Raw genomic sequence first — 20,445 nt, 5'->3', positions numbered from 1 at the left:
AGGTCAATGCACCTTCTGCAATTTCACGCTTTGAATCAATCCGAGCAACATAAAAAAACCCATTAAATAAATAATTTGCTCGCCCAACAACTGGTATATAAGGGCGTAGATGCCTCCTATTGTAAGTAAACTTAAGCCAACACAAGTGTTTGCCGCGGCGACATATTCGGTTCTATTGCTGCGTTCTGTTATATCCAGCAGATAGGTTTTACGGGCAGTACGGATGCCCGCATGGCCTAGCATCAAAATAAAAAATAGCAATAAGATCATATTGTCTGACAACTGGCCGAGACCATAAGCAACGACAAAACTGCTGATTGTGCAAATAGTAGCAGCTACTCGCAGGGTCAAAAGCGCCCCTTTATCTGCCAACACGCCCCAAATAAAGGAAGACAATAACGAAGCAAGGGCCGACAGGCCGATGAAATAGGGTAATGTTGATGGGGTGTCGCTGCTATCTCCCATAGAGGAAGCCGCAACCACATAGGGTACGATTAGCGCGCTATTCATCAGCAGGACGCGACTAATGACTATGTGTCTAAGGTTTGCCTCTTGGCTCAATAACGTTCTGAAACTGATAGGCTTATCTTTGTCTTGGGACTTTATCTGATATTGCACATGCAGCGGCATTGAAAGGGCGATGGAGGTGAGAAACAGACACCCGCCCAGCAGCAATATACTGTAAGCAAGAAGGTGGCTCTGAACATCGTTGATGAATACGAAAATCAAGGCCGAGATCAGCGTCAAGCCGCCTGATAAGGATGAAGCCAGTCCGATCAGCCGCCCTCGCCGACCTTTATCTATGGTCTCTGCTTGAATATCTTTCATGGTTAATGAGCAAATCGAGCGGCCGAAACTTGTTAGGAGTAGCAAGCTAAATACCGACCATGCCATGATGTTGCCTTGCAGCAGGGCGATCACCGGCACTAAACTTAAAATGCCAAGGCCTTGCATTGCTGCTCCGATGCGCCAAAACTGACTACGGTTTTCGAATTTATGGGAAACCCAAGTTTTAAGTATCCACTGAGGGATCATAGAGCCTGATTCTTTCACTGGGACCAGAATGGATATCAACCAAGAGGGGGCGCCGCTGGCGCTGAGAATATAAGGCAGTGTAGTTTTTGACGATGCCAACAAGTCAGCTAGCTTGGTGCAACTGGCGATACTTAGCAATAATCGAAAGGCGTTTTTGCTTGAGGTGTTTGGTTTGCTCAAAATAGTCACTCATGAGGTCGAATAGGGTTTATGGTCACGGCACCGAACAGAGCCTAAAAGGTTAACTAAAATTACGCAATCATGTGGCTTTTAGATCCCTGACCATGTGATTTTAGTGCATTGGAAACAAGACACAACAAAACTACCTTTTCAATCTACTTTTGGCTAATATTTAGACGAGCGAGTTGGACAGGGGCAATGTGATGGATCAGCGAAAAAAACAAGCAGTTGTATTAGTGCATGGCATTGGTGAACAAAGACCAATGCAAACGGTTAGAGAATTCGTCAAATCGATTTGGGTCAAAGATACCGAATTAAGTAATACACGTTTCTGGAATAAACCCAGTGAAGTGTCAGAGTCCTTTGAACATCGCCGATTAACCACAGATTATGCAAAAATTAAGCACAGTTCTGCGAGTAAAACCACATCTCGGGTTGATTTTTACGAATACTATTGGGCCCACCATACCGTTGGCACAACCATGGAACATTTGAAATCCTGGCTGTTTACCCTTTTGGCTCGTCGTCCGGCGGAATTTCCCAAGGCCCTCCAGCCTCTTATTTTCCTAGTCTGGGGCTTAATTTTTGCGATTTCATTTATCACATTTTTGATCTTAATAGGGTCAACAACAGGCGCCGAGTCGCAGCAACTAGAATATATGAGTTGGGCGCATGTTAAGAGCATCATTTACATCATGATAAAACCCTTATTACTAGCAATACTGGCTTGGGTATTGTGGAAAGTTGTGCGCTATTTGGGTGATGTGGCCCGTTATATCACTGCTTCGCCATCGAATATTAAGGTTCGCCAAGCGATTCGAGACGGCGGTGTAACCTTGCTTGAAAGTATTGTTGCCACAGGTAACTACGATCGTATTGTTTTAGTCGGCCATAGTTTAGGCTCGGTAATCGCTTATGATATATTGAGCCAGTATTGGGCTAGAAGTAATAAATTTAAAAATCAAAATGGCAAGGGACTGGCATTGACCGCTGAGGCACTGAACATTATTCATCAGATGGAGTCGATGGACAACCAACCCAACGCGCAGCAGTATCGCAGTTTACAAAATCAGCTATTCAACCAATTGCAAATAGATTGTGCCATGGCTGATAAGGCTAAACTTAAACATACACCATGGTTAATTTCAGATTTGATTACCTTAGGCAGTCCATTAACCTATGCTGACTTCTTGCTGTTCGAATCTAAACATGAATTTAATGATAGGAAGCTCGACCGCCAATATCCAACTTCCCCACCAGTTAAGGAAAATGAGCACTATTATTATCAAACAGACAAAGATAAGTATTTGCATCATGGAGCCGTGTTTAGCTTAGTCCGCTGGACGAACATTTATTCTAAAGCGTTCAAAATATTTGGCGGTGACTTAGTCTCTGGACCGGTCAGTCGCGCTTTCGCCAATCCTCAAATTACCGCAACTAGTCAGCAGTCTGAGGCGCAACCCGATACCCCCATAATGGATATCAATGTGCAGGCCGCCTACCCGGGGCGGTATCCAAGACTCTTCACCCATACTCATTACTGGCGCTGGCATACAGAGTTTGAATCTGCCTGTCCAGACCATATCACGGCATTACGTGAGGCCATTAATTTGAAAGGGCATATCGGTGTAACCAAGCTGAATCAATGAGATTTTATAAAAACTTCAGTTGAATCCCTAAACCTATGCGTTGCTGATGGCGGTTATAATCTATCAAGGAGTCACCATAGCCGTTAAAGTATTGGAGGATGACATCATATCGCTCAGATAGCGGGTAAGAAATGGTTAAGTCGATACTACCCTTATTGTCAGCTTTTAAATTGTTACGCAGTAACGCCAAGATATTGAAATTACCAACTTTTTTGCCATAACCGATCTCAAAATGACCGAGGTAATGGGTGATGTCGGGGTTGTCGTCTCCGTTGGCACTATTAGGATCGACTTTGTCGTCCTCTTTTAATCTATACCAAGTCTTTAAGTAATAGATTGAGTCCTCGTCACTGAACAAAGCCGATGCATACAGACGATTCCAACTGCGGGACCTCAATCCACTTTGGCCATTAGACTGGTGATTCAATCCAAAGTGGATCTGATTAAACTTAATGCCAAAGAAGCGGTAATTTGTTTGCCACGAATAGAACACTTCAGGTTCATAATTGGTTTCCCGGAAAGGTTTAGAAATTTCGCTGTTGTAAACCTGCCAGAATGATACAGCGGTAAAACCCAAGTACATCCCCGACGCATTTTCTTGATTAACATATATAGGAAGCTTCACGCTAATTTGGTATTTGGCCTCAATATTATCGATACTGTCAGGGTCTTCCTCGGCAAAACCTGATGGATTAGGGTCCTTGATATAGGATATTGGCACTAGGTAATTCAATCTATATTGAGAGAGAGTATAGGGGTCTTTGAGCGCTAGAGAATCGGACTTTTGCCGTTCTTCAAGGACGGTGACCATAGCCGCATAAGGCTGTTCTACAGCTTCTTTTACCTCTTCGGGGTCATCTGCTGAGGCGTCTTGGGCGAAAGCCATTGCAGAAACAATGCTCAGGATTAACATTAGTATGGTTAAGGATAAGTTATTAATAGATTTCACCCGTTGATCCTTGTGAGCGGAATTACGTTGATATTAGATAGGATGATTTCATTTATCCTGCTCCTTTAAAAGTAAATAATGTATCCATTTCAGCCTAAACGAGAATTAATTGTGAAAAAGTTCTTCATTTCAATGTTAACCGTGATACTTGCCTTCGTTATATTGGATGGTATCTGGCTGGGACTATTGGCTAAAGAAACGTACCTGCAAGCGATGCAAGGGTTGATGCGTGAAGACGTTTTGGTCGCACCCTGGGTTATATTCTATTTGATGTATAGCGCAGTGATCGTGTGGTTAGTCGTCCTACCTGCTGCTAACAAATCAGCTTGCAGGGCATGTTTCGATGGGGCATTGCTCGGTGCAGCCGCATACGGTGCATACAACATGACCAATTATTCTTTGCTTGAGGGTTGGCCCTTGGCTATTTCACTTCAAGACTGGCTGTGGGGTATCTGTGTGACTGGATTGTGCAGTGTGGCCGGTTGGTGGGGATTGAAAGCCTTTAACAATATATGCACTAGGGCCAATTAACCGGTTATTCAGTATCAAAACCCATTAGAGTCATGACACTGAATAAAAATTGTTTAGCGGCTATCTACTTGGATTCTTTGTCCGATGATTGCTTCGTTGTATCCCGTTCACCTAAGCTAAATTGATACTCGATTTTGACTTCGTCTTCAGCCCCACTGATAGCTTTTAAATATAAGCTAGGTAGTAACTGATATCTAAGACTTACCTGAGAGGTGGAATCGAATACGTTAACGCCGTAGCTTAATTGTACTCCTGGTGCGATATAGCCAGTAATGGAAACTTGAGTACCATTTTTATCATCACTTGAGGTGCCCAGCGCCAGATCTTCAATACCGAACTTTCGACCCAATTGATCGACTTTATTTTCGCTGCCTTTTAGACCCGCGCTTAGCAATACCGAGGCGAGCAGCTGGTCGTCTGCACTTTGCCCTGGTGCTCCTAAACTTTGTCCTCTCAATAGGTAGGATAAAGCCTCACTTTGCACCATAGTCGGTTCTGAATATATCTCTACTGATGGTTGTTCCGAGGGGCCATAAACTTTAATTCCGGCCAGTACACCATCCTGAGTTTTTTCCGGATTGCGAATGGCGATGATATCTAGGGTGGGGCTATCCATAGGACCGGAGAAGAGGATTTCACCTTTTTGGATAATTAAATCCTGGCCATAGGCACGGTATTTACCGTTAATTAAGCGTAAATCACCTACGCCTGTAAATTTATTCTCATATTGTTTAAGCTCCAGTGAGCCGCGTAAATCTGTCTTCAAACCAAAGGCTTCGAGCTTCACATCGTCTCTTCGCTGGGGATCAATATTGACTGTTAGACTGAAATCAAGCGGACGTCCCTCATCAACTTTTTTCGGTTGGTTGACGATAACTTCATCATCAGAAGGAGTTTGCGCATCCGGTGGTAGTTCCTTGACTTTAATTCTGGCGTAAAACACGTCAACTTTCCCATCAACTTTGATAGACTCCGGCTGCAATAACAGCTGAATTTGCGGAGAAAAACGTGCTCTGACGGTATCTCGATATTCAAGTTCAAAATTATCACCGGTAAGGCCGATATCACCGATCAATTGTTCAGACCAATCTATTGAGCCGGAACTTTTGCCTTTACCTTTGCCAAACAAAAATTCACCATTGAGTTTGGCTTTTTGACCGGCAAATTCCACTTCTTGTGTCCAGGCGTCAATTCTGCCGGGCAGAGCATCCCCTGCTAGCACTACATCTTTAACCAGTAGCTTTCCATTGAGCAGCGGTTTATCTAGGCTACCTGAGAGTGCCAAGTCGCCCTGAATTACGCCGTTTAGTTCTGTTAATTGTGGTACTAGCTCTTTATATGGACTCAAAAGCCAGTTATTGATACTCAGGGAGCCCTCTAGGCCTTTCGTTTGGGTGAGGTCCTGCAAATTGGCAGTCAGCATAATACTGCCTGACTGTTGAGTTCTAAGCTCAAAGGTCGATACGACTTGTTGGGTATCCGAGGTCAGATTGAATGCAAATTTCTGCATGTCAATCGGTCGCTTGAAACCGGTAAAGGTCAGTTGTGATGGGGTCAGATAGCTATCAATTTGAGCATTGGGCAATTCACCTTGGCGCCAGTTACCTTTGGCGTTAAAAAAGAATCGTGTATCTGAACTGATTTGTTTTACCTCAGGCAGAAATTGGCTGACTATTTGTAGTAACTCGAGCTTTTCTCCTGACAAATCGAACCTTGCCTGCTGATCTACAAATTCGGCTAAGTTCACACACAATTGGGCATCATCATCATGCCAACAATGGGGGGCAAGGCGATAAATTTGCTGGTGCCAATCAGCCAGAATCTGCGTGTCAGCCTGATTGAGCACATAACTGCCCCATTGGCTTTTAAAATGGCCTTTTTGCCACTCTCCTTGCCATTTACTCTCAAATAACTGACCACTTATCTGAGACTCCAACTTGATCACTGCAGAATCAATTTTAGTATTTAAAGTGTGCTGCTCGGCATTGCCCTGCAATGCAATTGAAATCGATTCTATGACTTCTTGATTGATTTGTAACTCGGATAACGCCAAAGCGATATCTATTTGTTTATCCTCGTCCCAGTTAATATCGCCTTTTCCGGTAACTGCCTGCAATGATATTTGCTCAAACCTAAGATCATGAGCAGCCAATTTATAATTTATTTGCGGATGTGCCACACTCCCAGTTATTTTGGCGTTTAACGAGGTTGTACCCTGAATGCCGGGGTATAACTGAGCCAAGTCATCACCATTGAACTCAATTTCTGCTTCAATTTGTTGGGAAGTATCCATCTTAGCAGTGACCGCAACACTATTATCTCCATTTGAAATCGTTAATTGCGGGATCTCTAGTCCTTTGACTGAGTCATATGAAGCCGTTCCTAATGCTTCCAGCGGGTAACCTAACCATTCGCCATTACCTGCTAACTGGGTTACATCAACCTTGAACCCTGTGGCCGAATATTCACCGTTGTGCTGAAGATTGCCGTTGATCACACCTTGCAATTGGGGCCAGAACGCATCGGGCTTCAATTTCGTTATCTGCGTCTTTGATTGCCAGACTAATTTGTTAGTCAGTTGCAGCGAACCTAGGCTATCTATCTGACCATTCAAGGTATGCACCGTGGCCTGACTGAGCTGAATATTGCGGTTATTGCCATCGGCTTTAAGATTGATTTTTACATGGGGCAAATCTGCTGTTTTGACACCTGTTTGCAAATCCAAGTTATAGCTATTTAGATCGCCGACCAGGGTCAGATTACCTGGGTCTATGCTTAGTTGCTGCTTGGCACTGTCATCACCGAATTCAACTTTTTGCCATTTGATTTTTATATCCGCGGGGAGGCGCGGATTGGCAAGTTGTAGACTGGCATTGACGCTACCAGCAATGTCCCCCTGCAACTCGGCACGCAATGACAATTGGTTTAGGTCACCATTAATAGCTGCTTTGAGTTCAATTGGCTGGGTTCCTAACAATGAAATACCAAAGGGAGCAGTGTTGGGATTATCTTTTTGTCCGCCACTTTTTAGTCGAATATTTGCCTTGGTAAGGTAATTGGAGCGTAAATCCAAATTGCCTTCGAGCCACCCCGTAGGATGATTAATCGTCAACTCAGAAATCTGAATATGGCTATTCACTACCGACAATTTCGAGGTTAATTTGTCGAATTCAAATTGAGTTTGCTGTTGTTGTGATACTTTCGCCTTAGTTATCAACATAGAATCTACTGATACATTCAGTGGAATTGTCAGTTTTGGCAAAACTAATGGCTCATATTGCCACTGCGAAATAGCGTTAATATCTAACCTGGGTTGCTGATTCTTAGTCGCGTCAGTAACTTTTACCGGCGCCAACACTATGCTTGGTTCGGTCAATAGCAAACGTTTAATCGCCAAGCGTTTGTGCATGCTAAAATCAGTTTGAAGTGATGACCAACTGATTTTAGCCACCTCATCAATGTTTACATTGACGTTGCCGATAGAGATATCGGGGCTGGAAACTGCGAACGGCAGTGTGATTTTTTCAGTAGCAGTGGATTGCTGTTCCGCAGTTGGCGGTTGTTGGCCCACAACTACGGTTACTTTACCGACGTGGAGTTTGTCTAAGCATAATTGATTAGGAAAACTGCACAGCCAACTAAGTTTTGTAATTATGTTTTGTGCTTTAACCTCAGTGCCTGGTACTTTCCACTTGACTGAACTTAGCTTAAGTTCACCCCACAGACCGCCAGAATCATGTTTGATTTCTAATCCATCCACTTGCGAATTCAAAATAGATAAACTTAGTGAGGTACCCCACGGAGAACTGACGAAAACCATTAGGGTTAGCATCAGTAAAAAGGTGTAACTGGCTATCTTAAGCCATTTCATAATACAGGGCCCATGGCAAAGTGGATCCGGTTAGCCGTACCATAATCACCAAAACCTCTGGCTAAATAAATCCGTATAGGTCCAACAGGAGACATCCAACTCCCCCCCACACCTACGCTGTAGGCCAGTTTTTCCAGTGGTTTGTTACTCGCGCCCCCGACATCGGTAAATACTGCTGCTCGCCATTTGTCAGCAACTGGATAGGAGTACTCTAAACTGGCTACATTCAGATATTTAGCACCGAGCAGTTCCCCTTCCACACCGTTTTCGTCGATTTCTCTTGGCGCCAAGCTTTCATAATCAAATCCACGCACACTTTGGTCGCCACCGGCGAAATATCGCAAGTTGGGTGTCACTTGATCGAAATTACTGCTGGTTAAGGCACCCACTTCTGCGCGGAATAGAAAACGATGTTCGCCTAGGCTACGTAACCATTTTGTTTGAAAGGTAATGCGCGCTAAATCGATGTCAGAAAGTAACGACTCGCGGGCAACTTCAATGGTCAGCATTTGTTGGTCGCCCCAGTTTACATCCAAGCCACCCCTTGTTCGGTGACGACTAAGGGTAAAACCTGGGATCAATAACCCAGTGGTTTCTCTAGGTAATTCCGCTTGCTGGAAGTGGGTAAGCTCATAACGTAAAAATGCAGTTTTGTTCCAATCCAACGCCTCAGAATCAGACCAATGACGCTGGGTGGCAACGGTAAAGGTTTCGAAATTGGAATCGTTATTATCTTTTGCTTTAAATCCTGTCTGGATAGAAAAGTAGTTATTCAAGGGATCTTCCAGCGGAATCTTATATTTAAAGCTTACGTCTTGTTCGGGAGCTGATACTGATATGTCGGCGCCTACGCTGTGACCAGCATTATTTACCCAAGGACGCTGCCAGTTCAAAGTTAACTTGGGGCCTAGGTTAGTCGAAGCGCCCACACCAACATTAAAAATATCTCGAGGACGACTTACGGCAATAATTTCGATGGGAATTTGATGATTTGTGGATTTTTGTAATAGTGGACGGGCGACAATTTGTTGAAAATAACCGGTCTGCCCAAGGTTCTGATTGAACTCGCCCAATTTACTGGCTAAATAGACTTCTCCAACTTTAAAGGGTAATACCGATGTGATTAATTCTGCAGCCCTTGAATTATCGGGCATAATCAATTCCCCAAAACGATAACGGGGGCCAGTGTCATATTCAAGATTAATAATCGCGCTGTTATTGAGTACGTTGACCACGATTTCACTGGTGACAAACTTGCTGTCAAAGTAGCCGCGGTTCAATGCCATGGAGTCAAAGCGACTTTTGCCGGTTTTATATGCGCTGTGTATCAGCGGCTGCTCAGCTTTTAAAGGAAAGCTCGCCAGCAACTCTTCAAATTTTCGGTCAGATTTGCCATCCCCTGTAATCTTTACATTTAACTCAGAAATCTTTACCCGTGGGCCCTCCTCGACATGGATGATGAGCTTGTCGCAATCTTTGCTGTCACTAAATGTAATCGAATCAACTTTTATTTGATAATAGCCCAAGGCTTTGGCTGCCAGCGCAATTTTACTCTCGATAGTATCTTGTGCATCGTTAGACAAACTGCATTGTTTAGGGGTCTCTAGCGCACTTAAATGAGCCTGTATATTATTTTCAAGCTCGCCGTTTTTTACCCCATGCAGGGTCGCATTTAATCCAAACACAGCAAAGGGGACTAACAGTAAAAGGGATATCGCAACTCGCAACAAATCTAATCTCACATCTTCAATGAATCGATAAAAACATCATGACTAAAGCAAAAATCGTGACACATCCAGCCAAGCAGGTCTGCTAAACGAGAAAAATAGAACCTAAGCCTAAAAATGCCACAAAGCCAACGATGTCAGTTACCGTGGTTAATACCACAGAACCGGACAGTGCAGGATCCAATTTAAGCTTATCCAACATCACAGGCACACCCACACCAGCCAGCGCCGCCGCACAAATGTTGATCAATATGGCGATACCTATGACTATTCCGAGCATGGCACTTTCGAACCAGAATGATGCGACTGTTGCAATAACAATAGCCCAGATCACACCATTGAGCCCACCCACTTTTAGTTCTTTGATCATTAAGGCTTTTAGGTTGGCCGAGGTCACCTGACCAAGTGCCAAACCTCTGATTATTAGCGTCAGTGTTTGGCTGCCAGCGATTCCGCCCATACTTGCCACTACAGGCATTAGGACAGCAAGGGCTACAACTTGTTGCAAAGTAACCTCAAATAAACCAATAAACCATGAGGCTAAAAATGCAGTAAGCAAATTAATTCCCAGCCAAAGGGCTCTGTTGCGGGCGCTTTTACGTACCGGTGAAAACAAATCTTCGTCTTCATCCATACCGGCACCCGCCATCAATTGACGTTCGTAAAATTCATTCATTAATTCACTAGCTGCGCCTATATCTACTCGCCCTAAAAAACGATATTCGTCATCGACTAATGGTAGGCTGGTATATCCAGAACGCTGTACGGTAAGCGCCGCACTTGCGCACTCTTCACTGGCTTTTATCGCACTAATATCTTCTTCGGCTAGATCCACCAGCGGGGTGTGATCTGGCGTTGAGTATATTTTGAATAATTTGACCGCTTCTGAAAATTGTCCGGCCCGATTGACCAGATAAATACAATCAGTATAAGTTGGCACTTCACGACGCAAAAATCGCTTAGCATCGCTGACTTTGGCAGTTAGCGGTAAGATTAGATTGTCACGATTACCCCAGTGGCCGATTTGCTCTTCGCTGTACTGATTCGCACCGGCAAAGTGAAGCTGCTGCTTCTTGTCCATCGCATCAACAGCTTTGTCGATAAGCTTGCTCGACATAGAATCAGACAGTTCAAGTAGGGTTTCAGCGTCAATGTCATTAAATAACTCATCCAAATCTTCATCTGAGGTGGCTTCTAATAATACTTCCCGAGGATCACCCCGCATCTCCACCAGTACTTCAAGTCGTTTGTGACGGGGTAATGTGTGCCAAATAGAAAGACGCTGCTCCAAAGGCAATGATTCGAGTAGTAGGGCGATATCGATAACATCTTGTACCGCTATTTTGTGACTCAGTGATTCTTGATCGATAGGATCGTCAGCGTTGACGACTTCTTGAATTAAATCTGAAAATTGCTCTGACATAATTAGCCTTTACATAATACTTTTAAGCAAGGGAGTCGAAAGCGGCTATAACCACTTTTTCCACATCATGCCTGCTAGCATAAGAATAGATACAATTACCATACCGGTAACTAGGTATTGGAATGCCTCCGGGTCTTCTGTGCCGGGTAAACCAGAAACATTCATTCCGAAGACGCCAGTTAAAAAAGACAAAGGTAAGAATATCGCGGTGACGAGAGACAGGACATACATGCGCATGCCTTGCTGCTCTGCTATTCGGTTACGCAGTTCATCTTGAAGCACCATGGCGCGTTCTTTGGCTAAATCTAAATCTTCCACGTAACGAGTCATGCGATCGGCAAGATCCCGCAGCTCATACGCCTGATTTTGGTTAAACACCCCAGGCATCCGATAAAGGTTGTCTAAAGCGTCACGTTGAGGGGCAAGATAGCGCCGCACTGCCGCAGCTTTACGTCGGACTAAGCTAAGTTGAAAACGGGCACTATTATCGATGCCCCCTTCAGCTTCAAATTCAGTCAACTCATCATCCAAGGCATCGACAACTTCACTGATACGGCTAGCAATCTTCGCAATAAGTAGCAATATAAGATTGCTGGACGATATCGGGCCCTCATTATTGTCGAGCAGTGCCTTAGCGTCCTGGACCGAGAGTAATTGTCGATTCTTTCGCCTAGCAGATATAACCGTGTGTTCATTGAACCAGATCCGCAAGGATACCATGTCTTCAGGATCAGCATCTGGATTTAGATTGATACCTCGTAGGTAAATCAAGATACCGCCGCCGATTTGTAGGGTGCGAGGACGAGTCTCTAGCGCTGATAATGAATCACAGATAGCATCAGATAAGCCTAATGATTTCATGGTGTCCCAAGCATCAGGTGTATCTGACTGCAAGTGCACCCATGAATAGCCCGTTTGAAGTGGCTGGGATAAAACATTTTCGTGGGCGCCGGGTGCAGTTTTGCCCTGTTGGTCGATTTGCAATGACCATAGCAAACTGGACGCGTTATTATTCATCTGTGCACTATTTTGTGTTGTCATAGTTTAGTCTCAATTAGGGTCTGACTGAACGGGATAGCTTAATTTCGCCGTCAATGTGCACATCTTTTTGTGGAAAGGCAATGACAACTTCATGTTGATTAAACAGTTCGTCAATTTTAAAGCGAATATTGCTTCTTATACTGCGTAGATCCCGCTCAACGGTAGCGTTTATCCAGAAAAATACTTCAAATATTAACGCGCTATCGCCAAAATCATCGAAAATGACTAATGGCTTGGGCTCGGTTAATACTTCATGTTGAGCAACAGTGGCCTGATAGATTAGTTCTTTTACTTTTGGGCAGTCTGAACCATAGGCCACTCCCACTCGGATGGATGTGCGGGTTAGCTGGTCGATTAACGTCCAGTTAACCACGGTATTTTCCAATAACTTACTATTGGGTATGAGCATGTGCACGCCATCTACTCGACGGACGCGGGTTGAGCGAGTGTTAATGGCTTCTACTCGTCCTCGTGCGCCGTCGACTTCTAGGAAGTCTCCTATGCGGATAGGCCTTTCCCACATTAATATCCAACCACTGATGAAATTATTAATGATGTTTTGTGCCCCAAAGCCAAACCCAATCGCGACTGCGCCAGATAAAAAAGCGAATGCAGTGATGGGCACATTGAGCATATCTAAAGTGGTAACGGCGAGCACCAGCAGGGCAAGTATGTATAGGATGCGCTTAATCAAATGCACGACATCCGGACTCGCCCCCTTGGCGATTAACCGAGTCACAATGAGTCGAATTAATTTGCGAGTTAGCCAAACGCCTCCAAGCAGCAGAATAGGCACGAAGAACAGTTCAAAAAACGTGAAACTATACTTGGCGAAAGTAAACGCCGGTGAGTTTAAAAATGAAATAATGTCGTTCATCTTGAGCCTTGACTGTTACCTTTGAAGCTAGCGCTTCGACACTACATGACCTATACCAATCGTGATAATTATCACGATTGGTATTATTAGTACGTAATCACTAATGATGCTGATAACATACCCTAACGGCGTATATTTTGCATTACTAATCAACCGCGCCGGGCAGTTTTAGAGTGGTATGAATTAAGCTGTTGGAACATCATTTATAGCCTAAATTGGTATTAACCCTAGTTATCTACAACGAGGACATAATGTGAGTCATATATTGGTTAAATTAAGTTTTTTAAGTTTATTGGTATGCTCGTTTAATAGTTTCGCGTTCGTTTTCACCATATCCGAAAAACAACTCAATACCATGCTGAATCTGACGTTTCCCATTGTGCGAGAGTACCAAGGGGTGCAAGCAACGTTTTCAGATCCCATGGTTAAACTTGATGCTTTAGATGACAAAGTAAGTATCTCAAGTACTATCACTGCAATCCAAAACGGCAAAGTCTTGCGAGCAATTGGCACCATTGAGGGGGAGTTTGGTTACCACCCCATTACCCAGCAATTACGCTTTGAAAAGCCAGAGTTGCAAAGTTTAAAGATCATCGAAAATCAATTTGATGGTACTGATGAGGTGGTGAGAACATTAAAACAAAGCATCGGTCGAAATTTGCCGATTATTATTCTGGTTGATTTTAACCAGTTCAATTTTGGCTTCGGTGATATTGCCCCAAAAGAAATTGATATCACGCCTTTGGGGCTCTCGATAACTTTGTAAGCTGGTTAATATTTGAACTCTTGTGGTTTATTGAATTCGGTGAACCACAGGTCCATAAACGACGCAATAATCTTTTGTTCAATTTCCAATGCTCTTTCGGTTGGACAAAAAATTGTGCAGCGAATTTGAGTATGGCCTACATCGTTAGTGGATACTTCAATGCGAGGTTCTGGCCCTTCGATTTTTACATCTAGTCGACGTTCAATAATTTGATTATATCGAGCTGCAACATCATAAAAATCAGCGCATTGTTCTTTTGCCCGTTGGCGTAGTTGCTCGATAATTAAATAGGGGTTAACGTCTTCATCGCGGGTAATAGTGAAATGGTGGGTGACGTAGCGCTTTAAGAAATTTAGATTTTTAATCGGGCTGGAAATTAACTTGTTGTTAGGGATGAAGAGGGTTTTTCCAGTATAGTGATAACGACTTAAATCCACCTCTAGCAAGGTGCTCTTGATCCAATCGGTAGCAGAAACCTCGCCAGCAAACCCATCCACTTGTATCCAGTCGCCAATGCGGAAAGGTCGGGTGGACATCAAATAGAAAAATCCAATGATGCACTGTATAAACTCACGAGTCGCCAGTACAATAGCCACGGCAAAGGCGGCGATTGACAAAGCAAAATTCTGAATTTCGTTTATCCAGAAACTTAATAACAAAACGATTAAAACAAAGTTGAGCAAATTTTTAATATTGCTGACTAAATAACGCTTGTCTTGCTTTTTCTTTTTAGCCCGTGAACGAACAAAACTTACCAAGGAATATTTGACTAAGATCATCAAGGTGGTTAAAGCCAGTGTCGACAGCAGTCGATTTTGATAAATAAGCTCGATCATGTTTTTGTTCGATTATCCTGTATTTACGCGCGAAAGTGCTTTGTGGTTTGCGTTTTGCTAAGTAGTATTAATAGTAACAATTTAACTGGAAAACCAGTATGAAAATCGCAATTTTATCTAGAAATCCAAATCTTTACTCTACCAGACGTCTGCGTGAAGCAGGTGAAGCCCGTGGTCATACGGTAGATATTATCGACACTATGCATTGTTACATGGACGTCACTAGCAGTCGACCTTCTGTGCGCTACAAGGGCAAAGCGTTACCTAAATATGATGCAGTCATCCCAAGAATTGGGGCATCGGTGACGTTTTACGGTACGTCAGTGGTGCGTCAATTTGAAATGATGGGAACCTTCTCTATTAATGAGTCGGTTGCGATTAGCCGCTCGCGAGACAAACTACGCTCATTACAATTACTTTCTCGTAAAGGTATTGGCATGCCGCGCACTGGATTTGCCAATCATCCAGATCGAATTGATGATTTGATTAAAAATGTCGGCGGCGCCCCTGTCGTGATTAAGTTATTGGAAGGAACCCAAGGTATCGGCGTGGTCTTAGCCGAAACTCAAAAAGCCGCGGAATCCATCATTGAAGCCTTTATGGGACTCAATGCCAGTATCCTAGTTCAAGAATTTATTAAAGAAGCAGGTGGTTCAGACATTCGCTGTTTAGTGGTGGGTGGCAAGGTGATTGCTGCTATGAAACGTCAAGCTGCTGATGGTGAGTTTCGCTCGAATTTGCACCGAGGAGGAACGGCGAAAATAGTCCGATTGTCACCTCAAGAGCGAAAAACTGCTGTGGATGCTGCAAAAACCATGGGGTTGAACATGTGTGGCGTAGATTTGCTCCGCTCTAACCACGGCCCTGTTGTGATGGAAGTAAATTCTTCGCCTGGTCTTGAAGGGATTGAAAATGCCACAGGTAAAGACATTGCCGGCATGGTAATGGAATTCATTGAAAATAATGCTAAGCCGCACAGTAATAAAACACGAGGTAAAGGATAGTGGATGTCTTAACCATTGGGGGGGTAGATATCAAGCCTGGTGAAAGCAAAAAAGTTCAGCTTGAAATGCCTCCATTGTATACGGATACGCACATGTCTATTCCTGTTTATGTGCAAAGAGGCAAAAAGCCAGGACCGACTTTATTTGTCAGTGCTGCCATTCATGGCGATGAGTTAAACGGTATTGAGATTGTCAGTCGATTGATTCGTTCTAAGTCAATTAGAAATCTACGTGGCACTTTAATCGCGGTGCCTATGGTTAATGTGTATGGAGTATTGAACCAAAGTCGCTATCTGCCTGACCGTCGTGACCTGAATCGGTGTTTTCCCGGTAGTAAAAAAGGCTCATTGGCCGGTCGCATCGCGCATACCTTTTTGACCGAGATTGTGGCCAAATGTGACTATGGCGTTGACTTACATACAGGCGCCATACATCGCAGTAATCTTCCTCAAGTAAGAGCTAACCTTGATGATGAGCAAACCCTAGTGCTGTGCAAAGCTTTCGGTCTGCCGGTGATGTTAAATGCAGATATACGTGACGGCTCCTTGCGCCAAGCTGCTGCCGATCTAGGCGTAAGAGTCGTGTTATATGAAGCTGGGCAGGCACTAAGATATGATGAATTTTCAATTCGCGCCGGTTTAAAAGGTGTGACTAACATCATGCGCGAAATTGGTATGCTGAATAAAAGTCGTTCGAAAAAGTATCACAGTATTGAGCCTTTCATCGCGCGACAAAGTGGCTGGGTGCGCGCCCATGAAAGTGGTTTAGTTCATCATATTGCGAGTCTAGGTGACCATGTGGTTAAAGATGGTGTGTTGGCTATTATCTCAAATCCTTATGGGGAAGAATTAGGTAAGGTGACATCGCCCGCTGAAGGTATTGTGATTGGCAAACAAAACATTCCTTTGGCCCAAGAAGGGGAAGCCATGTACCACATTGCCTATTTTAAAAAGCCCGATACCGTAGCTGAAAATATGGGATTGCTGCAGGATAATATGGTGCAGGATGACTTGGTGCAGGGCAACGCTCCTATGGTGTATTAATAATTGAATTGGTTTATTTCAAGGTGACAGAGTTATGCAAAAGTACCTAAGTAAAGTCATTGTAGGCTCATTAGAGCTATGTAACTTGCCGGAGTTAGGAATAGAAAACCTCAATATTCGTGTAGACACAGGGGCTGCGACATCGTCTTTGCATGTTGATAATATTGAAGAGTTCGAGAAAAACGGTGAATCATGGGTGAGTTTTGATATTCACCCAGACATTCATGACGTAAATGAAATTGTCAGATCCGAAGCCAAGATAATGGCGGTGCGTAAAGTTAAAAGTTCTACTGCAACACGGGAACATCGATATCTTATCGAGACACCAATAGAGCTTGCTGGAATGACCTGGAGTATAAATTTAACCCTGACAGATAGATCTGAAATGACCTATTTGATGTTGCTCGGTCGAGAAGCAATGAATGGCAGAGTTGTGGTCGATCCTGAATTAGAATATGTGATTCGGAAAAGCTAATTTAAGGTACGAATTTGATACCCAAAAAGTATTTAAGGTGACATAAATGAGCAGTAAAAAAATTTCATGGTTAGTTTCTGCTATTGTTGGATTGAGTTTGGATACTGCTTGGGCCGAGCAGAAAATTCGGGTGGTGAATCAAGATGGGCAGCCAGTCGCGAATGCGGTAATAAGCATCCCATTAACCCCCAAAATGACAACAGATAACTCATCTGTTGCCATTATGGATCAAATTAACAAGCAGTTTTCACCCCAGGTGTTAGTGGTCAATAAAGGTCAACAGGTCCGCTTTCCCAATAGTGATAATATCCGCCATCATGTTTATAGTTTTTCCGCCATTAAACCTTTTGAAATTAAACTATATAAGGGCTCTCACGAAGCCCCAATTGAGTATGATAAAGCGGGAGTGGCAGTGCTGGGATGTAACATTCATGACAATATGGTGGGTTATATTTACGTGGCTGAACGTGAATTGGCTAAAGTAACCGACGCTTTGGGACTGGCAATGTTTCAGTCTGAGCTCCCTGAGACCGTCACCATATGGCATCCGCTACTTAGTCTTAAACAAACGGAACGTATGCAGGTACCGGTAGAGCTGCATGCTGGTGAAGCTGTTGCACAGGTAATGCTGCTGAAAAAACCACCAACACCCTCCAGTACATTCGGTTCTAAGAAATTTGGTCAAAAAGGTTAAGCAGATGGCGATACGCTCACTTAACCAACACATTTTTAGACTCTCTGCAGGTTTAGTGGTGTTATTTGCTGTGGCCACACTGATTAATGTCTGGCTTTCCACCACCGAACAAGCAAAAGCTCAGCTCGCAAGCAATTTGCAGATTGCTCAATCCGTATTCACTCAAGCCTTAGAATCCAGGCAATCTCAGCTATTTAATTCAGCCGAGGTGCTGACTGCGGATTTTGGCTTTAAAGATGCGGTCAATAGTCAAGACAGCTTGACCATAGATAGCGTGCTGGAAAATCAGGGCGCGAGAATATCCGCCGATTTAATGGCGCTTATTTCACTCGATGGCATCACCATTAATAGTACCTCTGAGGTGTTAAAGGTGGATAGTCAATTTGCCTACAATAATCTGCTGGAGCAAACGTATTTCGAAGGCGGTGCAAACGCTATTTTGCTGTTGGACGGAAAGTTATACCAAACAATATTGCTGGTGGTGAACTCTCCCACACCCAGTGCATACGCTCTAGTCGGCTTTGAAATAGATAAGTTCTTGTTAGATAGAATGAAGAGTATCACTCAACTGGATGCAAGTATTCGGGTCAGTGACAAGCAATCTAAAAACCTATCGGATAAGTACATAGCGTCTACCTTAGATCATGCCACCATGCTAAAAGCAGTGCAGCAGACTGAAGTGGATATTTCTTGGTTTGATTTTACTTTGCACTCAGATACACGCTATATATCAAAGGCCTTTTTATTAGAAGAAACCGCACAAATTAAAATTTGGGTGGTACTTTCGGAAGATGTTGAGAGGCTCTTTGGTGAGTTCAACCAATTGCAAATCGAAGTGACTGTTATTGCGTTGTTGTCAGTGGCGTTATCTTTGCTGCTTGGTGCGTTAGTGGCCAAAAAATTGTCAAAGCCGTTAAAAAAACTGTCTCGAATCGCGCAAACTATAGCGTCAGGCGATTATGATCAGCAAATTACTATTGATTCCAGTACCACTGAAATTGATGAGCTATCGTCCTCTTTCGAGATTATGCAACGTAAAGTTCGAGAACGTCAGAGCCAGATTGCTTATCAAGCCAGCCATGATCTACTCACTGAGCTAAATAACCGCTATCAGATTAGCCATTTGATTACTGAAATGTTTAATCACGGCAAGGCATTTCAGGTCGTAGGTGCGAATATATTAGGTTTCCGCGGGGTCAATGATATTTTTGGCTATCACAATGGCGATCTATGCTTACAAGTTGTAGCGGCTAGATTCAAGCAGCTTGGTGGTATCAGCGCCCGTCTAAATGGTGGAGAATTTTTGTGGATCCCCACTAAGACATATACCGTGGAGCAATTAGTCGAAATCCAGCATCAGATTGAACTGCCTATTATTATCGAAGACGTGGTGATGAATGTTAAAATTGCCATGGGGTTGTTGACCTGTCCGCAAGATTGTGAAAATACCGAACAGGTACTGCGCAGATTAAATATATCCTTGGATGAGGCCCGTTCATCTCCAGATCTACTGGTGACTTATCACCAAGATTTTGAATTGCGTTATACGCGGCGGTTGGCGATTATCACTCAATTGAAAAAGGCCCTATTGGCTCATCATGATGAGTTGAAACTGGTGTATCAGCCTAAGTTAGAATTACACACAGGTGCGATAACCCACGCAGAAGCGTTGATTCGCTGGAATAATCCTTTGTTGGGATTTGTCCCACCAGATGAATTCATCGGAATTGCCGAACAAGCTGGTTTGATTGGGCAGGTCACAGAGTATGTCATTAAGACTGCAGTGAGAGACGCTAAAGCAATACAGTTAGCTGGGTTAAATATTTGTATAGCAGTTAACTTGTCTGCTAAAGACATACTTGACCCTAAAGTGTTGAAAACCATTCTGCGGCATGTGAAAAATAACAACTTGTCGGCCGCTTGTTTATCATTTGAAATAACCGAAAGTGACCTTGTGGCAGATCCAGTCAAGGCCGTCGTGGAGCTAGATAAATTTCGTGCTGCGGGATTCTCTATAGCAATTGATGATTTTGGAACAGGCTACTCATCCTTGGCGTATCTTAAAGAGCTGCCGGTAACCGAGCTTAAAATAGATAAAAGTTTTATTTTAAACTTACACGAGCAAGCCAGCGACCAAAAAATTGTGCAAACAATCTTAGAGCTGGCCAACAACTTTAATCTTGGAGTCATTGCTGAAGGGGTCGAAAATCAGCAGTCGCTTCAATTGCTGCATGATTGGGGATGCCGCTGGGTGCAGGGCTATCATGTGTGTCGTCCAATTCCAGTCGAAGATATGCTTGACTGGTGCAAAGACAATTTAGCAACAGAGTGGTTTGAACAATGA

General features: G+C 43.6%; 16 protein-coding genes. 8 read left to right on the top strand and 8 right to left on the bottom strand.

From position 1 onward, the window contains the following. Positions 1-3 precede the first annotated feature (3 nt). Positions 4-1,215: an MFS transporter gene (locus QR722_RS17465; protein ID WP_286284243.1), complete on the bottom strand. Its 1,212-nt coding sequence runs from the start codon at positions 1,213-1,215 to the stop codon at positions 4-6. Between the two features lie 203 nt (positions 1,216-1,418). Between QR722_RS17465 and QR722_RS17460 the strand changes: the two genes are divergently transcribed. Continuing rightward, positions 1,419-2,864, top strand: coding sequence for a hypothetical protein (locus QR722_RS17460; protein WP_286284242.1), 1,446 nt, complete (start codon positions 1,419-1,421; stop codon positions 2,862-2,864). 4 nt (positions 2,865-2,868) lie between these two features. Here the strand turns inward: QR722_RS17460 and QR722_RS17455 are convergent, their stop codons facing one another. After that, the gene (locus QR722_RS17455) at positions 2,869-3,813 is read right to left on the bottom strand and encodes a phospholipase A (RefSeq protein ID WP_286284241.1); all 945 of its coding nucleotides are present in this window, start codon (positions 3,811-3,813) and stop codon (positions 2,869-2,871) included. Between the two features lie 111 nt (positions 3,814-3,924). Here QR722_RS17455 and QR722_RS17450 point away from each other — a divergent pair, with 111 nt between their 5' ends. Beyond that, the gene (locus QR722_RS17450) at positions 3,925-4,344 is read left to right on the top strand and encodes a DUF2177 family protein (RefSeq protein WP_286284240.1); all 420 of its coding nucleotides are present in this window, start codon (positions 3,925-3,927) and stop codon (positions 4,342-4,344) included. 64 nt (positions 4,345-4,408) lie between these two features. Here the strand turns inward: QR722_RS17450 and tamB are convergent, their stop codons facing one another. The 5 genes from tamB to QR722_RS17425 all read right to left on the bottom strand — a co-directional run bounded on the left by tamB (position 4,409) and on the right by QR722_RS17425 (position 13,283). Beyond that, a complete protein-coding gene (gene tamB, locus QR722_RS17445; RefSeq protein WP_286284239.1) occupies positions 4,409-8,215 on the bottom strand; it encodes an autotransporter assembly complex protein TamB in 3,807 nt (1,268 codons plus the stop codon). After that, positions 8,212-9,957, bottom strand: coding sequence for an autotransporter assembly complex protein TamA (locus QR722_RS17440; RefSeq protein ID WP_286284238.1), 1,746 nt, complete (start codon positions 9,955-9,957; stop codon positions 8,212-8,214). Before QR722_RS17440 ends, tamB begins: the two co-directional genes overlap by 4 nt. 70 nt (positions 9,958-10,027) lie before the next feature. Next, positions 10,028-11,365 (bottom strand): magnesium transporter, encoded by a 1,338-nt coding sequence (locus tag QR722_RS17435; protein WP_286284237.1) that lies wholly within the window; start codon positions 11,363-11,365, stop codon positions 10,028-10,030. A gap of 45 nt (positions 11,366-11,410) precedes the next feature. Beyond that, positions 11,411-12,406 (bottom strand): zinc transporter ZntB, encoded by a 996-nt coding sequence (locus QR722_RS17430; protein ID WP_286284236.1) that lies wholly within the window; start codon positions 12,404-12,406, stop codon positions 11,411-11,413. 13 nt (positions 12,407-12,419) lie between these two features. Continuing rightward, the gene (locus QR722_RS17425; protein WP_286284235.1) at positions 12,420-13,283 is read right to left on the bottom strand and encodes a mechanosensitive ion channel family protein; all 864 of its coding nucleotides are present in this window, start codon (positions 13,281-13,283) and stop codon (positions 12,420-12,422) included. A gap of 253 nt (positions 13,284-13,536) precedes the next feature. Between QR722_RS17425 and QR722_RS17420 the strand changes: the two genes are divergently transcribed. After that, entirely contained in the window at positions 13,537-14,049 is a 513-nt protein-coding gene (locus QR722_RS17420) for a hypothetical protein (RefSeq protein WP_286284233.1), read from the top strand. Between the two features lie 5 nt (positions 14,050-14,054). Here the strand turns inward: QR722_RS17420 and QR722_RS17415 are convergent, their stop codons facing one another. After that, positions 14,055-14,885 carry a mechanosensitive ion channel family protein gene (locus QR722_RS17415; RefSeq protein ID WP_286284232.1) on the bottom strand — a complete coding sequence of 277 codons (831 nt, stop codon included), beginning with the start codon at positions 14,883-14,885 and terminating at the stop codon, positions 14,055-14,057. A gap of 98 nt (positions 14,886-14,983) precedes the next feature. Between QR722_RS17415 and rimK the strand changes: the two genes are divergently transcribed. Genes rimK through QR722_RS17390 form a run of 5 tightly spaced genes read left to right on the top strand, consistent with a single transcriptional unit; the run spans position 14,984 to position 20,445 of the window. After that, positions 14,984-15,889, top strand: coding sequence for a 30S ribosomal protein S6--L-glutamate ligase (gene rimK, locus QR722_RS17410; RefSeq protein ID WP_286284231.1), 906 nt, complete (start codon positions 14,984-14,986; stop codon positions 15,887-15,889). After that, positions 15,889-16,932, top strand: a complete 1,044-nt coding sequence (locus QR722_RS17405; RefSeq protein WP_286284230.1) for a succinylglutamate desuccinylase/aspartoacylase family protein — start codon at positions 15,889-15,891, stop codon at positions 16,930-16,932. The genes rimK and QR722_RS17405 overlap by 1 nt, the downstream gene beginning before the upstream one ends. Positions 16,933-16,966: 34 nt before the next feature. Next, positions 16,967-17,407: an ATP-dependent zinc protease family protein gene (locus QR722_RS17400; protein ID WP_286284229.1), complete on the top strand. Its 441-nt coding sequence runs from the start codon at positions 16,967-16,969 to the stop codon at positions 17,405-17,407. 46 nt (positions 17,408-17,453) lie between these two features. After that, a complete protein-coding gene (locus tag QR722_RS17395; protein WP_286284228.1) occupies positions 17,454-18,101 on the top strand; it encodes a methylamine utilization protein in 648 nt (215 codons plus the stop codon). A 4-nt stretch (positions 18,102-18,105) separates the two neighbouring features. Then, a complete protein-coding gene (locus QR722_RS17390; protein WP_286284227.1) occupies positions 18,106-20,445 on the top strand; it encodes a putative bifunctional diguanylate cyclase/phosphodiesterase in 2,340 nt (779 codons plus the stop codon).

The organism is Aliiglaciecola sp. LCG003 (assembly GCF_030316135.1).
Classification (GTDB): domain Bacteria; phylum Pseudomonadota; class Gammaproteobacteria; order Enterobacterales; family Alteromonadaceae; genus Aliiglaciecola.
This window is presented reverse-complemented; position numbering and strand designations above follow the sequence as displayed.

Coding starts and splice junctions, on each gene's coding strand:
- QR722_RS17395 (WP_286284228.1), top strand. CDS start 17,454: ATGAGCAGTAAAAAAATTTCATGGTTAGTTTCTGCTATTGTTGGATTG.
- QR722_RS17435 (WP_286284237.1), bottom strand. CDS start 11,365: ATGTCAGAGCAATTTTCAGATTTAATTCAAGAAGTCGTCAACGCTGAC.
- tamB (WP_286284239.1), bottom strand. CDS start 8,215: ATGAAATGGCTTAAGATAGCCAGTTACACCTTTTTACTGATGCTAACC.
- QR722_RS17415 (WP_286284232.1), bottom strand. CDS start 14,885: ATGATCGAGCTTATTTATCAAAATCGACTGCTGTCGACACTGGCTTTA.
- QR722_RS17430 (WP_286284236.1), bottom strand. CDS start 12,406: ATGACAACACAAAATAGTGCACAGATGAATAATAACGCGTCCAGTTTG.
- QR722_RS17425 (WP_286284235.1), bottom strand. CDS start 13,283: ATGAACGACATTATTTCATTTTTAAACTCACCGGCGTTTACTTTCGCC.
- QR722_RS17460 (WP_286284242.1), top strand. CDS start 1,419: ATGGATCAGCGAAAAAAACAAGCAGTTGTATTAGTGCATGGCATTGGT.
- QR722_RS17390 (WP_286284227.1), top strand. CDS start 18,106: ATGGCGATACGCTCACTTAACCAACACATTTTTAGACTCTCTGCAGGT.
- QR722_RS17400 (WP_286284229.1), top strand. CDS start 16,967: ATGCAAAAGTACCTAAGTAAAGTCATTGTAGGCTCATTAGAGCTATGT.
- rimK (WP_286284231.1), top strand. CDS start 14,984: ATGAAAATCGCAATTTTATCTAGAAATCCAAATCTTTACTCTACCAGA.